The organism is Pseudonocardia sp. Ae505_Ps2 (assembly GCF_001932425.1).
GTDB lineage: Bacteria > Actinomycetota > Actinomycetes > Mycobacteriales > Pseudonocardiaceae > Pseudonocardia.
Genome location: NZ_MCIP01000001.1, coordinates 1,507,439 through 1,520,571 on the forward strand (window position 1 = coordinate 1,507,439; position 13,133 = coordinate 1,520,571).

General features: G+C 71.1%; 13 protein-coding genes, 2 tRNA genes and 1 pseudogene. 10 read left to right on the plus strand and 6 right to left on the minus strand.

Translation table 11 applies throughout. The features are described 5' to 3' along the window. Nucleotides 1-45 precede the first annotated feature (45 nt). The 5 genes from gyrA to Ae505Ps2_RS07070 all read left to right on the plus strand — a co-directional run bounded on the left by gyrA (nucleotide 46) and on the right by Ae505Ps2_RS07070 (nucleotide 3,801). The gene (gene gyrA, locus Ae505Ps2_RS07055; protein WP_075309275.1) at nucleotides 46-2,556 is read left to right on the plus strand and encodes a DNA gyrase subunit A; all 2,511 of its coding nucleotides are present in this window, start codon (nucleotides 46-48) and stop codon (nucleotides 2,554-2,556) included. A 99-nt stretch (nucleotides 2,557-2,655) separates the two neighbouring features. Continuing rightward, the gene (locus tag Ae505Ps2_RS07060) at nucleotides 2,656-3,369 is read left to right on the plus strand and encodes a DUF3566 domain-containing protein (protein WP_083695422.1); all 714 of its coding nucleotides are present in this window, start codon (nucleotides 2,656-2,658) and stop codon (nucleotides 3,367-3,369) included. Nucleotides 3,370-3,464: 95 nt separating this feature from the next. Next, nucleotides 3,465-3,538: transfer RNA gene (locus Ae505Ps2_RS07065), tRNA-Ile, on the plus strand. 40 nt (nucleotides 3,539-3,578) lie between these two features. Next, nucleotides 3,579-3,689: a DLW-39 family protein gene (locus Ae505Ps2_RS32515; RefSeq protein WP_020628481.1), complete on the plus strand. Its 111-nt coding sequence runs from the start codon at nucleotides 3,579-3,581 to the stop codon at nucleotides 3,687-3,689. 36 nt (nucleotides 3,690-3,725) lie between these two features. Continuing rightward, nucleotides 3,726-3,801, plus strand: a tRNA-Ala gene (locus Ae505Ps2_RS07070). A gap of 16 nt (nucleotides 3,802-3,817) precedes the next feature. Here the strand turns inward: Ae505Ps2_RS07070 and Ae505Ps2_RS07075 are convergent. Further along, nucleotides 3,818-3,961 carry a hypothetical protein gene (locus Ae505Ps2_RS07075; protein WP_233147688.1) on the minus strand — a complete coding sequence of 48 codons (144 nt, stop codon included), beginning with the start codon at nucleotides 3,959-3,961 and terminating at the stop codon, nucleotides 3,818-3,820. Beyond that, nucleotides 3,962-4,021: pseudogene (locus Ae505Ps2_RS33185) on the minus strand (integrase); the annotation flags it as partial. Between Ae505Ps2_RS33185 and Ae505Ps2_RS31005 the strand changes: the two are divergent. Continuing rightward, complete coding sequence (locus Ae505Ps2_RS31005; RefSeq protein ID WP_139318878.1) at nucleotides 4,013-4,408, plus strand: hypothetical protein; 396 nt, start codon at nucleotides 4,013-4,015, stop codon at nucleotides 4,406-4,408. The pseudogene Ae505Ps2_RS33185 and the gene Ae505Ps2_RS31005 sit on opposite strands and share 9 nt — an antisense overlap. Here the strand turns inward: Ae505Ps2_RS31005 and Ae505Ps2_RS31010 are convergent. Then, nucleotides 4,405-5,241 (minus strand): putative RNA methyltransferase, encoded by an 837-nt coding sequence (locus tag Ae505Ps2_RS31010; protein ID WP_139319221.1) that lies wholly within the window; start codon nucleotides 5,239-5,241, stop codon nucleotides 4,405-4,407. The genes Ae505Ps2_RS31005 and Ae505Ps2_RS31010 overlap by 4 nt on opposite strands. 362 nt (nucleotides 5,242-5,603) lie before the next feature. Next, nucleotides 5,604-7,385, minus strand: a complete 1,782-nt coding sequence (locus Ae505Ps2_RS07090) for an IS481 family transposase (RefSeq protein ID WP_249265376.1) — start codon at nucleotides 7,383-7,385, stop codon at nucleotides 5,604-5,606. A gap of 581 nt (nucleotides 7,386-7,966) precedes the next feature. Between Ae505Ps2_RS07090 and Ae505Ps2_RS07095 the strand changes: the two genes are divergently transcribed. Then, entirely contained in the window at nucleotides 7,967-8,596 is a 630-nt protein-coding gene (locus Ae505Ps2_RS07095) for a hypothetical protein (RefSeq protein WP_075309269.1), read from the plus strand. Between the two features lie 610 nt (nucleotides 8,597-9,206). On the opposite strand, the gene Ae505Ps2_RS07105 is transcribed toward Ae505Ps2_RS07095, so the two are convergent. Further along, nucleotides 9,207-9,911 (minus strand): DUF3159 domain-containing protein, encoded by a 705-nt coding sequence (locus tag Ae505Ps2_RS07105; protein WP_139320141.1) that lies wholly within the window; start codon nucleotides 9,909-9,911, stop codon nucleotides 9,207-9,209. A 185-nt stretch (nucleotides 9,912-10,096) separates the two neighbouring features. Here Ae505Ps2_RS07105 and Ae505Ps2_RS07110 point away from each other — a divergent pair, with 185 nt between their 5' ends. Further along, complete coding sequence (locus Ae505Ps2_RS07110; RefSeq protein ID WP_075309267.1) at nucleotides 10,097-10,960, plus strand: helix-turn-helix transcriptional regulator; 864 nt, start codon at nucleotides 10,097-10,099, stop codon at nucleotides 10,958-10,960. A gap of 18 nt (nucleotides 10,961-10,978) precedes the next feature. Here Ae505Ps2_RS07110 and Ae505Ps2_RS07115 read toward each other — a convergent pair whose 3' ends face one another. After that, nucleotides 10,979-11,407: an SRPBCC family protein gene (locus tag Ae505Ps2_RS07115; RefSeq protein ID WP_198932239.1), complete on the minus strand. Its 429-nt coding sequence runs from the start codon at nucleotides 11,405-11,407 to the stop codon at nucleotides 10,979-10,981. 122 nt (nucleotides 11,408-11,529) lie between these two features. Between Ae505Ps2_RS07115 and Ae505Ps2_RS07120 the strand changes: the two genes are divergently transcribed. Continuing rightward, nucleotides 11,530-11,937 carry a YciI family protein gene (locus Ae505Ps2_RS07120; RefSeq protein WP_075309265.1) on the plus strand — a complete coding sequence of 136 codons (408 nt, stop codon included), beginning with the start codon at nucleotides 11,530-11,532 and terminating at the stop codon, nucleotides 11,935-11,937. A 2-nt stretch (nucleotides 11,938-11,939) separates the two neighbouring features. Then, nucleotides 11,940-13,085, plus strand: a complete 1,146-nt coding sequence (locus Ae505Ps2_RS07125) for a DUF6596 domain-containing protein (protein ID WP_020625419.1) — start codon at nucleotides 11,940-11,942, stop codon at nucleotides 13,083-13,085. The last annotated feature ends 48 nt before the right edge of the window (nucleotides 13,086-13,133 follow it).

A 13,133-nucleotide genomic window follows, 5' to 3' on the forward strand; every position in this document is an offset into this window, starting at 1 on the left:
CACATCTGATCCAGACGAACGTATGAACACGCACGAGGAGACTTCGTGACGGACACGATCGACCCCGCCGCGCCCACGGGCGGCGGCGGAGAGGGTGGGGGCCGGGTCGAACCGGTCGACATCCAGCAGGAGATGCAGCGCTCGTACATCGACTACGCGATGAGCGTGATCGTCGGGCGGGCGCTGCCGCTGGTGGAGGACGGGCTCAAGCCGGTCCACCGCCGAGTCCTCTACTCGATGGGGGAGAACGGCTTCCGGCCCGACCGTGCCCCGGTCAAGTGCGCCCGCGTCGTCGGCGACGTGATGGGCAACTACCACCCGCACGGCGACTCGGCGATCTACGACGCCCTCGTGCGGCTGGCCCAGCCCTGGTCGATGCGCTACCCGCTGATCCAGGGGCAGGGCAACTTCGGCTCGCGCGGCAACGACCCGGCCGCGGCCATGCGGTACACCGAGTGCCGGCTCTCGCCGCTGGCGATGGCGATGCTCCAGGACATCGACGAGGAGACCGTCGACTTCCTGGACAACTACGACGGCAAGACCCAGGAGCCGGTCGTCCTGCCGTCGCGGGTGCCGAACCTGCTCATCAACGGCAGCTCCGGCATCGCGGTCGGCATGGCGACCAACATCCCGCCGCACAACCTGCGCGAGGTCGGCGCCGGCGTCGCCTGGTGCCTGGAGAACCCGGACGCCACCGACGACGAGCTCCTCGAAGCGGCGATGGAGCGGATCAAGGGGCCGGACTTCCCGACCTACGGCCTCATCGTCGGTCGCGACGGCATCGAGTCGGCCTACCGGACCGGGCGCGGCTCGGTGCGGATGCGCGCCGTCGTCGAGGTCGAGGAGGACACCAAGGGCCGCACCACCCTGGTGGTCACCGAGCTGCCCTACCTGGTGAACCCGGACAACCTCATCGAGTCGATCGCGGCCATGGTCCGCGACGGCAAGATCGCCGGGATCTCCGAGATCGTCGACGAGTCCTCCGACCGCATCGGCATGCGGATCGTCGTCACGCTCAAGCGCGACGCCGTCGCCAAGGTCGTGCTGAACAACCTGTACAAGCACACCCAGCTGCAGCACAGCTTCGGTGTGAACATGCTGTCGATCGTCGACGGCGTGCCGCGCACCCTGCGCCTCGACCAGATGATCCGGCACTACGTCCGGCACCAGATCGAGGTCATCGTCCGGCGGACCCGCTACCGGCTGCGCAAGGCCGAGGAGCGGGCCCACATCCTGCGTGGTCTGGTCAAGGCGCTCGACGCGCTCGACGAGGTCATCGCGCTGATCCGGGCGTCGGCCACGGTCGACGTCGCCAGGGCCGGCCTGATCGACCTGCTCGACGTCGACGACATCCAGGCCCAGGCGATCCTGGACATGCAGCTGCGACGGCTCGCCGCGCTGGAGCGCCAGAAGATCGTCGACGAGCTGGCCGAGATCGAGCGCGAGATCGCCGACTACCAGGACATCCTGGCCCGGCCCGAGCGGCAGCGGCAGATCGTCCGCGACGAGCTCGCCGAGCTCGTCGAGGCCCACGGCGACGACCGCCGCACCCGGATCGTCGGCTTCGACGGCGACGTCACCGACGAGGACCTGATCGCGGTCGAGGACGTCGTCGTCACGATCACCCGCACCGGCTACGCCAAGCGCACGAAGACCGACCTGTACCGCGCCCAGAAGCGCGGCGGGAAGGGCGTGCAGGGGGCGCAGCTGAAGCAGGACGACATCGTCAACCACTTCTTCGTCTGCTCCACGCACGACTGGATGCTGTTCTTCACCAATCGCGGGCGGGTCTACCGGCTCAAGGCCTACGAGCTGCCCGAGGCGAACCGCACCGCGCGCGGCCAGCACCTGGCGAACCTCCTGGCCCTGCAGCCGGAGGAGGAGATCGCCCAGGTCATGCAGATCAAGGACTACTCGGCGCGGCCGTACCTGGTGCTGGCCACCCGCAACGGCCTGGTGAAGAAGTCGCGCCTGACCGACTTCGACTCCAACCGGGCCGGCGGCCTCATCGGCATCAACCTGCGCGACGACGACGAGCTGGTCGGCGCCGTCCTCTGTTCGGGTGATGACGATCTGCTCCTCGTGTCCGCCGAAGGCCAGTCCATCCGGTTCACCGCGTCCGACGACGCGCTGCGCCCGATGGGCCGCGCGACCTCCGGCGTGCTGGGGATGCGGTTCAACGAGGGCGACAAGCTGCTGGCCCTCGGCGTGATCCGCCCCGACACCTACCTGCTCGTCGCCACCACCGGTGGCTACGCGAAGCGCACCCCGATCGAGGACTACCCCGTTCAGGGCCGTGGCGGGAAGGGAGTGTTGACCCTCCAGTACGACCGTCGGCGTGGCACGCTGGTCGGTGCGCTCATCGTCGGCATCGACGACGAGCTGTACGCGATCACCTCCACCGGCGGGGTCATCCGGACCTCCGCCCGCGAGGTGCGGAAGGCCGGCCGGCAGACGAAGGGAGTCCGCCTGATGAACCTGGGCGAGACCTCCACGCTGCTGGCCGTCGCCCGCAACGCGGAGGAGACCGAGGAGGACCCGGGCCAGCAGGCGTAGTGCCACGTCGGGTGGCCGGCCCGTGAGGGCCGGCCACCCGGCACACGCCGTGGGGCCGGGGTAGTACCGAGCGACGACCAGCGAGGAGAGCTCCCACTCGTGAGCACCGACGACCGCACCCCGTCGCAGGACGAGGCCCGCACCGTCGCCACCGACGCCGACCACGACCCGTCGACGGCGGCGGCCGACCACGTCCCCGGCCCGCGCGACGACGCCGCGGCCGAGCCGGCCGCGGCCTCGCCGCCCCCGTGGCGGCGGGTACCCGACATCCATGACGACCGCGACGGCGGCACCGTCGCGGACTCGCTGCTCAGCGAGGCCCCGACCGCGTTCATGACCGCACCCGGACCGAGTGCGGCCACCGGTGCGACGACCGCCGTCCGCGATCCGGAGCTGCACGAGAACGGCACGGGCCCGGCGGACCCGCCGCGCGCGTCGGTCCGCAACCGGCCCCCGCGCCAGGCGCTGCTGCAGCTCAAGCGGCTCGACCCGTGGTCGGTGCTCAAGATGGCCCTGGCGCTGGCCGTCGTGCTGTGGCTGGTCTGGATGGTCGCCGCGGGCGTCCTGTACGGCGTACTCGGCGGGATGGGCGTCTGGGACCGGCTCAACGGCACCTACGCCGACCTCGTCACCTCGCAGCAGGAGACCGGGGGGTCGCTGATCAGCGTCGGCCGGGTCTTCGGGCTCGCGGCCGTCGTCGGTGCGGTCAACAGCCTGCTGTTCGCGGTGGCCATCACCGTGGTCGCGTTCGTCTACAACGTGGCCGCTGACCTGGTCGGCGGCATCGAGGTCACGCTCTCCGAGCGGGACTGACCGGAGCGTCGTCGCGCACACCGCACGGGGCCGAGCGGCGGGGGACCCCCTCGTAACCCGCTCGACCCCGTGCGGTAGTGTTTCTCCTGTTGCACGGGCCTATAGCTCAGTTGGTTAGAGCGCATCGCTGATAACGATGAGGTCGCTGGTTCAAATCCAGCTAGGCCCACACCTTCCCCCTCCGACAGTCACTCGCGAGGAGACCTGCGATGAAGAAGCTGTTCGTGCTGGCCGTCGCTGCCGGTGCCGCGTACTTCGGCTGGTCCCGCCTCCGCGGTGTCGGGTCCGACGACCTGTGGCACGAGGCCACCACCCGCTGACTCCGCCTCCCGGGGTACCGTGGTCGGGACCCACCAGGGGACATAGCTCAATTGGCAGAGCACCGCCTTTGCAAGGCGGGGGTTAGGGGTTCGATTCCCCTTGTCTCCACCAGCAGAAACACACCTTCTCAGGTCTCCTCGTCCCCCTCGTGGGGCACATCCGGGGCACATGCCGCCGAGTCCATCCGGTCGGCGAGGTCGTCGAGCCGGTCCGGGAACAGGTGCCCGTAGAGGTCGAGCGTCATCGTCGCCGTCTTGTGCCCCAGCATCATCTGGACGACCTTGACGTCCGCTCCCGACGCGATCGCCAGCGACGCCGCGGTGTGCCGCAGCTCGTGCGGGTGGAAGCCGTCCGGCCCGACGCGGTCGACGGCAGGGTCGAAGACCGCTCACCTGCAGGACGCACTCGTGCGGGGACTCAACAGCAGCACATCGGGCGCCCGGTCTCCAGCGAGCGGCGCCGGCTCGCCGGAGACCTGCGCTTAGGTCACTGCCTCGGCGATGTTGCCCCGAATGTCCTGCACGGGGGCCGACGACTGGTGCTCGTCGACCCCCGCGAGATGAACGGTGAAACCGCGTACGACATCGCCGTACCTGCACTCGAGCTGAACTGCGACGACCTCGACACTGCCCGCGCTGCCAGCATCGTCCTGGGCAACGGAGACGACCCCGACCGCCCCGCGGCGTGGGCTGTCGTCGCCGACGCTTCGACCGCCTAACTGCGGGTCGTATCGCGACGGAGAACGACGACGTCCACAGCAGCGGTCAGTCCCAGGGTGTCCGGCAGCTCTTGCAGGACGCGGTCACGGTGGTCTGAGTCGATGTGATGGGCGCTGGGCCCCATGTCGACGAGCGCGCGCACCTGGTCGCGGCTCAGGGCGAGCCGCCACCTCACCGCTTGCCGAGCAACCTCGGTGAAGCCCTCGAAGGCGTGCCGGAGCCGGTCCGCCTTGCGGGGGTCGACGCCGATCGTGCCGAGGCGGCTGCGCAGCTCGCGCAGATGCTCCGCGCCCGCCGTCGCCATGATCAGGACCCCGTCGCTGCTCAGCACACGGTCGATCTCGCCCGGTGTCCGCGGGCCGAAGACGTTCAGCACGACATCGGCTGACCGCGACGCGAGTGGCAGTGGTTGCCACATGTCTGCTCCGACAGCGGCAGCTCTGGGATGAGCGCGGCTCGCACGCCGCAGTGCTGCGGCTGACAGATCCAGGGTCGCGCCCCACGCTGCAGGAAGTGCGTCGAGGGTTGAGGCGAGGTAGAAGCCGGTACCTCCGGCGAGGTCGGCGACGAGCCCGGTCTGTCGTGGGGCGTGCTCGACGGCGAATGCTGTGATCGTCGAGCGCACCGCCTCGAAGTGGCCTTTGCCCAGGAACGATTCTCGGGCCGTCACCATGTCCGCGGTGTCTCCACGGTGGCGGCGCCGGCCGGACAGCAACGTGAGGTAGCCAGGCCGGGCGATGTCGAAGGAATGGCCCGCCCGGCAACGGACCGTCCTGCCGTCTCGGCACAGCACGGCGGCATGGCACAACGGGCACCGCAGCCGTCCGAGCACGGCGTCCAGCGGGGTCGGGTATGAGGAAGCGCCGTCAGCGTGGCAGCCGACGGCCGGAGCGGTCTCCACAGTCGCGTGGTCCCTGTACGTGGAAGCGGGAACGCGGCGGTGGCACGTCTACACGACGAGCCCATGTCGGCACGGGTGAGAGGCCGTCGGACCTAGCAGGGTCGGACGGCGGGGTGCACCGCCTCAGGCGGTGCGGGGGCGCTTCGCGAGCGGGAGCCACATGCTCCTGAGCCTACCTACCTGGCCGATGACCAACGTCAAGCATCAGCCGGGACACGACAGCGCCGCCAGCGCTCTGTCGGGTCTCACCTGATGCTTGACGTTCCTGTCCCGGGTGATGGTTGACGTTCGGGCTAGGAAACTGTGCGGTCTGTCTGGGCCTTGAGATTACGGATCGCGCCGGTGCTGGTGCGGGTGACGGTGCGGTGGGCGCCGTCGGCGAGGTCGACGGTGATGGTGTGTTCGGCGACGTGGGCGGTGACCAGGGTCCGGGCCTGATCACGTCCGAGCGCGATGAGTTGGCGGGCGATCATGATGGTGCCGGTGGTCGAGACCCGGCGGGTGACAGTCACCGGTTCGACCGACGGGCGTGGTGGTGGTCCGGCGGGGCGGGCGCCGCGCAGGTGGCGGGCCTGGTCGTAGGTCAGCGGGTTCGGCCTGGTCCGGAGAAGTTCACGGGTTTCGGGGTCGAAGATCAGCAGGACGTGGTCCTCGATGCGGATGGTGACCCGGCGGCCGCCGAGGATCTCCGCGGCGAGGTTCCAGCGTCCACCGAAGCTGATCAGGCCCTGGGCGGAGACGGTGCGGTCGACCTCGATCGCGGTCCCGTCGGGCTCGACCGGTGGTAGCGGTGGCGGGCCGGCGGGCCGGCCTCCGGTCGCGGCGAGGGTGGCGAGCTGGTCCTCGGTGTAGGGGGAACGGACGGTCTTGATCCGGGCCCCGCCGGCGGTGAGGTGGATGACCTGGGTGTCGGCCCAGAACGTGACGGTGACCCCGGCCCGGAGCGGACCGAGCCAGAACTGTTTGCCGAGAACGGCGAGGTTTCCCGAGGCGGGGACGACCCGTTCGAACTCCACCGGTCCGCCCCGATAGACCTCGATCTCGGTGCTCGGCTCGTCGTCCGGGGCCGGGGCGGGGTGCTCGGAATGTGGGGTCGGGGCGGGCGCGGTGGTGAGTCGGGCGGGCAGCCGCAGCGGGAGCAGGTCCTCGTCGCCGCGCTGGTGCTGGCTGGGAGCGAAGCGGTCGACCGGGCAGGCCATGTCGATGGCCTGGTGCGGGCGGGTGCAGTTGTAGGTGGTGATCCAGGAGTCCAACGCCGCCTGCGCCGCGGTCAGGGTGTCGAAGGGATCGGTGTGGTCGAGCAGCTCCCGGCGCAGGGTCTGGTGGAACCGCTCGACCTTCCCGGTCGTGGTCGGGGTCGCGGGCTGGGTGAGGCGGTGGGTGATGGCGTTGTCACGGCAGATCCGGTCGAACAGGACCTCGCCGCCGCGGCCGAAGCGGGCGGTGAACTGTTTGCCGTTGTCGGTCAGGACCTCGTCGGGGATGCCGTAGCGGCGCAGCGCGTCGGCGAAGGCCAGACAGACCGCGCGGCCGGTGGCCCGGACCATGACGGTGGCGATGACGGCGAAGCGGGAATGGTCATCGACCCCGGTCACAATCTTGGCCTCGGTCACGGTGCCGTCGGGCTGGCGGAGGTGGATGCCGCCGACGATGTCGAGCTGCCACAGCTGCATCGGGGCGGGGCGTTCCCAGCGGCGATAGTCCGAGCGGCGTCTGCGTCGGCGGTGGGGTTCGACCAGGCCGTTGCGGTGCAGGATCCTCGCCACCGTGCTGCGCGAGGGGGCCTGGGCGCCGAAGCGGGGGCCGAGTTCATGGGCGATGCGTCGGGGCCCCCAGCGGGGGTTGCCGCGGCGCATCTCGCAGACCGCGACCTCCACCTGCTCGGATGCCTGGTGAGGGCAGGAGTCCGGGCGGTGTGAGCGCGAGGCGAGGCCGGCCAGGCCTTCGGCGCGGTAGCGGGTGATCCAGGTGTGCAGGGTCTGTCGGGAGACGCCGAACTGAGCCGCGACCTGGTAGCGCGGTTCGCCTTGCTCGACGGCCAGCACGGCGCGGTAGCGCTGCTCGACCACGGTCATGTCCACCAGGGCCAATCCCGGCCTCCCACCACCCGCTGACCAGCACGGACAGCGGACAGGAAAGCCGATCAGGCCCGAACGTCAAGCATCAGGTGAGACCGGAACGTCAAGCATCAGCCGGGACACGACAGCGCCGCCAGCGCTCGCCGTGTCTAGACCTTCCGTTCGGTATCAAGCGGCGCCTCCGGCGCCGCGCGGAGCATGCGGCCTCCGGCCGGTCACCGCGCGGCGGGCGGTTCCCGATACATGAAAACCAATGGTGTGACTCAGGGCCATACGGGTGAAGTTGTTGTGACTCTGGGGGTGGGGACTCCGAACCAGCGCAAGGCTCTGAGCGGGAAAACCAGGACCTGTCCACAGAAGTATCCACAGATGCATCCCCAAGACGGGGGACGTGATGGACGCGGAGCGCGCTGGTGTCGTCGGAGGTGCCCGCTACAGTTAGAGAACGCCTCGGGGAACCGCTCCGCGGCGGCCGCCCGAGGCGTTGTCTGTGTACCTGTGGCAAGGACACGGTAACTCCTCACGCTGAACCGCGCGACAGTGGGGCGGACGTGTCTGTGCGCGCATTTGGAGTAACCGTGTCCACTGACGACACCATGCAGGCTAGGGGCCTGGGCGTTTTCGCCGACTACGTCAACTCTGTCGGTTCTGGCCGGATGAAGATCATCGAGGACCAGTGGAAGCGGTTCAACGACCCTGACAGCGGGGCCAAGCAGGCGTACGGTCCGGCGCTGGCCGGGCTCCGCCACGCGGTCCGAAGCGGTGACGACCTGGAGCTGCGCCGGATGATCTTCCGAGCCAGCCGGACGATGGTCCGCTCCTACGAGGAGTTGGCTGCGGGGATGCAGGGTTTCCTGGCCAGGTCGCGTCCCGAGTGGGTCTCGACGAACAACGCCACCTGGACGTGGGCAACCCTGCCGATCAACGTCAACCAGCATGTCGGGATGCGCCTCAGCGGGGTGGAGACCGTCGTGCACCTCTACCTCAAGCAGACGCCTCTGACGGCACAGGGCGCGACCAAGGTCATCTGGCGCACACTCCAGCTCACCGTCGACCAGACTCGTCCGCATGCGGCGGTGGCTGTTCTGGACGTTCGGCGCGGCAAGCTGTGGAAGCCGACGCCGATCAAGAAGATCCGGGCTCTCGACGCGTGGATTGAGTCGGAGGCGTTGGGCTACATCGAGCACTGGCGGCGCAGCGCGGCTTGACGGTCCTGGTTCCTGGGGTGGTCGGGCGAGTCCTGATCACCCCAGGAACGTGGTGCGCCCGTAGGCATATGGCGTTGCACTAAAGCAGCTCCAGGTGGACTCCCGGCACCGCCAGTCCGTCTAGGCTCAACTGACGGGTGGCCGCATTGCTTGATCCCGAGCAGCCCTCGCCGGGCGGGCAAGTCTCCGGAATGGCACTCAGCAAGCACAGGGGGAGCGGCTGGCGCCGGGGCACATCGGGGGCACATCCGCCCCGGAACGGCCCGATACCCGCTGACACGACGTGGCAGCGGGTGGGCTGGTGATCGGGGCCGCCGAGCAGGACGCACAGGCAGGCGGCGAGCTTGGTTCGCGTTTGCAAGGCGGTGTCCGCGTCGGGCGGCGACGCTGAGCTGTGAGGTCACCCGGGCCCGACCGGCGCGGCGCAGCGGCATCAGGTACACCACGAGAGCGACGTGGCCGAGGTAGTTGGTGCCGAACTGCCGCTCGAACCCGTCGACGGTCGTGGTCCGCCGGGGAGGGGACATGACGCCGGCGATGTCGCGGGTGCGAGACACGATGTCTCCCTGATGGGTGAGGCCTGCGAGGGACGAGCCGGATGCGTGGCGGGTCAGGTCCCATCGGCACCGCGGGAGCTGACCGCGCGACGTGCGGCGACGAGCGTGACCGCGGCGAGCGCTGCGAAGACCGGAGCGGCCCCGACGCTGAGCGCGGCGAGGACGGCGGGCTGGTCCGCCAGGTAGGCCAGGGCGCGCAGGGTGAGGTTGAGCGCGTGGAGCACGACGCCGACCAGCGTGGTGACGGTGTAGATGCGCATCAGCCGGGAGTGGTCGCGCCAGTCGTCGGGGCCGCCGACCAGGCGGTTGAACAACGTCCCGGTCACCGGCCGACGGACGAGGACCGAGCCGAGGAACAGCACGCCGAGCGCGGCGGGGATCAGGGTGGGCAGCAGGAAGAACGCCCGTGCCTCCCCGGAGAATCCGGCGACGGCTGCGCACACCGCGGCGACCGCCAGACCGACGACGGCCGCCCGCAGTGATTCCCGGCGGGCCAGGCGCACCCCGAACGTCACCGGCGCCGCCACGGCGAGTGCGACGAAGGCCCAGGTCAGACCGCCCACCGCGTCGGCGACCACGAAGGCGACGGTCGGTACGGCGGCGAGGAGGATGCCGAGCCCGCCACCGGATCGCTCCAGGCTGGTGCGCATCGCGGCGCCGAGCGTCGCGGCCGGGGCCTGCCCGTCCGAGCGGCGGTCCTCCGGGCGATCCGATGGGACGGTCGCGGTCGGGTCGAGCGACACGAGTTCGTTCGGCACGGTGGGCTCCTCGGCTCGGCGGGGGGGGCCGACCACGTTCGTCGCTGTGCAGGTCGGTAGCCACGGCCTGACGATCCGTGGCTGAGCGGTCCGACCCGGAGCCGGTGGGGAGGATCGGCAGTCCGTGGCTACGCCCCGCGCGTCGCGGTAGGAACGAATCGGTGAGCGACCGAGAGGCGGCGCGGATGATCGACCGGACGGGCCTGGCGCAGTTCCTGCGCCGGCGTCGTGAGGTGCTCCAACCGGAGGACGTCGGACTGCCGCGGGGGCAACGGCGCCGCACCAGCGGGCTGCGCCGGGAGGAAGCCGCGGCCCTGTGCCACATGTCGACCGACTACTACGCGCGCCTCGAACGGGAGCGCGGCCCGCGGCCGTCGGAGCAGATGATCGCCGCGATCGCCCAGGGCCTGCACCTGTCGCTCGACGAGCGCGACCACCTGTTCCGGCTCGCCGGCCAGCACCCACCAGCCCGCGGAACGGGCGGCGACCACATCGGACCCGGGCTGCTGCGCATCCTCGACCGGCTCGTCGACACCCCCGCCGAGATCGTCACCGAGCTCGGGGAGACGCTGCGCCAGACGTCACTGGGGGTCGCGCTCACCGGCGACACGACCGGGTTCACCGGGCCGAGGCGGAGCGTCGGCTACCGCTGGTTCACCGAGCCCGCAGCCCGCAGGCGCCACCCACCGGAGGACCACGCGCTGCTGTCGCGGCGCTACGTCTCGGGCCTGCGCGCGGTCGCGGCCCGGCGCGGACCGGACTCCCGCGCGGCCCGGCTCGCCGAGCTCCTCCACCCGCACAACGAGGAGTTCCGCACGCTGTGGGACGCCCACGAGATCGGCGTCCGGTCCGACGACCTCAAACGGCTCGTCCACCCCGAGGTCGGCGCGCTGGAACTGCACTGCCAGACGTTGCTCGATCCCGAGCAGTCCCACCTGCTGCTGGTCTACACCGCCGTACCGGGCAGCGAGACGCACGAGAAGCTGCAGCTCCTCTCGGTCATCGGCGCACCGTCCCCCGCCTGGCACGGTGAGCCGGCCGGGCCGTGACCCGCGACGCCAGGGTGGTCAGCGCGGCCCGGCGCCGATCCCGCGCACCAGCCCGGACAGCAACACCTTCGACAGTCCCTTGGCCAGCAACGCCTCCCCGACGGGCAGCCGCTTGTCGGCCTCCACGGCGTAGGTGATCTCGGTGCCGGCGCCGACCGGTCGCAGCGTGACCTCGCCCCGGTAGTTCTTCAGCGGCACCCCGGCGATCGCGCGGTAGCCCAGCCGTCGCCCCGGCTCGAACGCGGTGACCTCCTCGACGATCGGCCCCGGTGACCCGATCCCGACCTTGCGCACCGTCCCGACCCCGTTCGGCTCCGGCTCGCCCGCCCGGGTGATCTCCACCTTCAGGCCCGGCGCCCAGGTCGACATGCCCTCGTGGTCGGACAGCACCGACCACACCGCCTCGGGCGTCGCGGACACGGTGCGGACGGACGTCGCTCTGATCATGTGCGGAACTTACTGACGGGTAGAAGAAAAATCGAGCGGCGGTGTCGAGAACGTGCGTCCGGTTCCGTCCCCGGGGTGAACGCGGCCAGGATGGGCCGCGACGAGCACCGAGGAGATCCACCATGGCCAAGTACCTGCTGCTCAAGCACTACCGCGGAGCCCCGGCCCCGAAGAACGACGTGCCGATGGACCGCTGGGCGCCCGAGGAGGTCACCGCGCACATCCGCTTCATGCAGGACCTCGCGGAGGACCTGAAGCGCTCCGGGGAGTTCGTCGACGCCCAGGCGCTCGCTCCCGAGGGCACCTTCGTCCGCTACGACGGCGAGGGCCGCCCGCCCGTCACCGACGGTCCGTTCGCCGAGACCAAGGACCTCGTCGCCGGCTGGATGATCATCGACGTCGACAGCTACGAGCGGGCCGTCGAGGTGACCGGTGTGCTGTCGGCGGCGCCCGGTGCCGGTGGGGAGCCGATCCACGAGTGGATCGAGCTGCGCCCGTTCCTCGAGGCCCCGCCGACCGTCACGGAGTGAGCATGGACGCCGCGCTGCTGCGCGGTCTCGTACCGGAGGTCCTCGGGATCCTCGGCCGTCGCGGGGTGGGCTTCGCGGCGGCCGAGGACGCCGTGCAGGACGCCCTGGTCGAGGCCCTGCGGACCTGGCCGGCCGACCCGCCCCGGGACCCGAAGGGCTGGCTGGTGGCGGTGGCCTGGCGCCGCTTCCTCGACGCCACCCGGTCGGAGACCGCGCGTCGTGGCCGGGAGGAGCGGGCCGAGGCCGAGCCGGTGCCGGGTCCGGCGTCGGACCACGACGACGCGCTCGAGCTGTACTTCCTCTGCGCGCACCCGTCGCTGTCGCCGTCGTCGGCGGTCGCGCTCACCCTGCGGGCCGTCGGCGGGCTCACCACCCGCCAGATCGCCGCGGCCTACCTGGTGCCCGAGGCGACGATGGCGCAGCGGATCAGCCGCGCCAAGCGCACCGTCGCGGGGGAGCGGCTCGACCGACCCGGCGACGTCGCGACCGTCCTCAGGACGCTCTACCTGGTGTTCAACGAGGGCTACTCCGGCGACGTCGACCTCGCCGCGGAGGCGATCCGGCTGACCCGGCGTCTCGCGGCGTCGGTCGACCATCCCGAGGTCGCCGGCCTGCTCGCGCTGATGCTGCTGCACCACGCCCGCCGCGCCGCCCGGACCGGTCCGGCCGGCGAGCTGGTGCCGCTGGCCGAGCAGGACCGTGGCCGCTGGGACACCGCGCTGATCACCGAGGGCGTGGCGGTGCTGCAGGCCGCGCTGGCCCGTGACCGGCTGGGGGAGTTCCAGGCCCAGGCGGCCGTCGCCGCCCTGCACGCCGACGCGCCGGCGGCCGAGGAGACCGACTGGCCCCAGATCGTCGAGTGGTACGACGAGCTGGTCCGGCTCACCGGCAGCCCGGTCGCCCGGCTGAACCGCGCCGTCGCGGTCGGGGAGGCCGACGGGCCACGGGCAGGCCTGGCGGCACTCGCCGACCTCGACCCGACGCTGCCCCGCTGGACCGCGGTCAGCGCCCACCTCCACGAACGCGCGGGGGAGCGGGCCACGGCCGCACGTCTCTACGCCGAGGCCGCGGCGCTGGCGTCCTCCACCGCCGAACGGGACCACCTGACCCGGTGTGCCGCCCGGCTCCACTCCGGATCGGCGAGCTGAACCGCATCGTCACAACTGACGATCGCCTGGATTCCTCGGCACACCGAC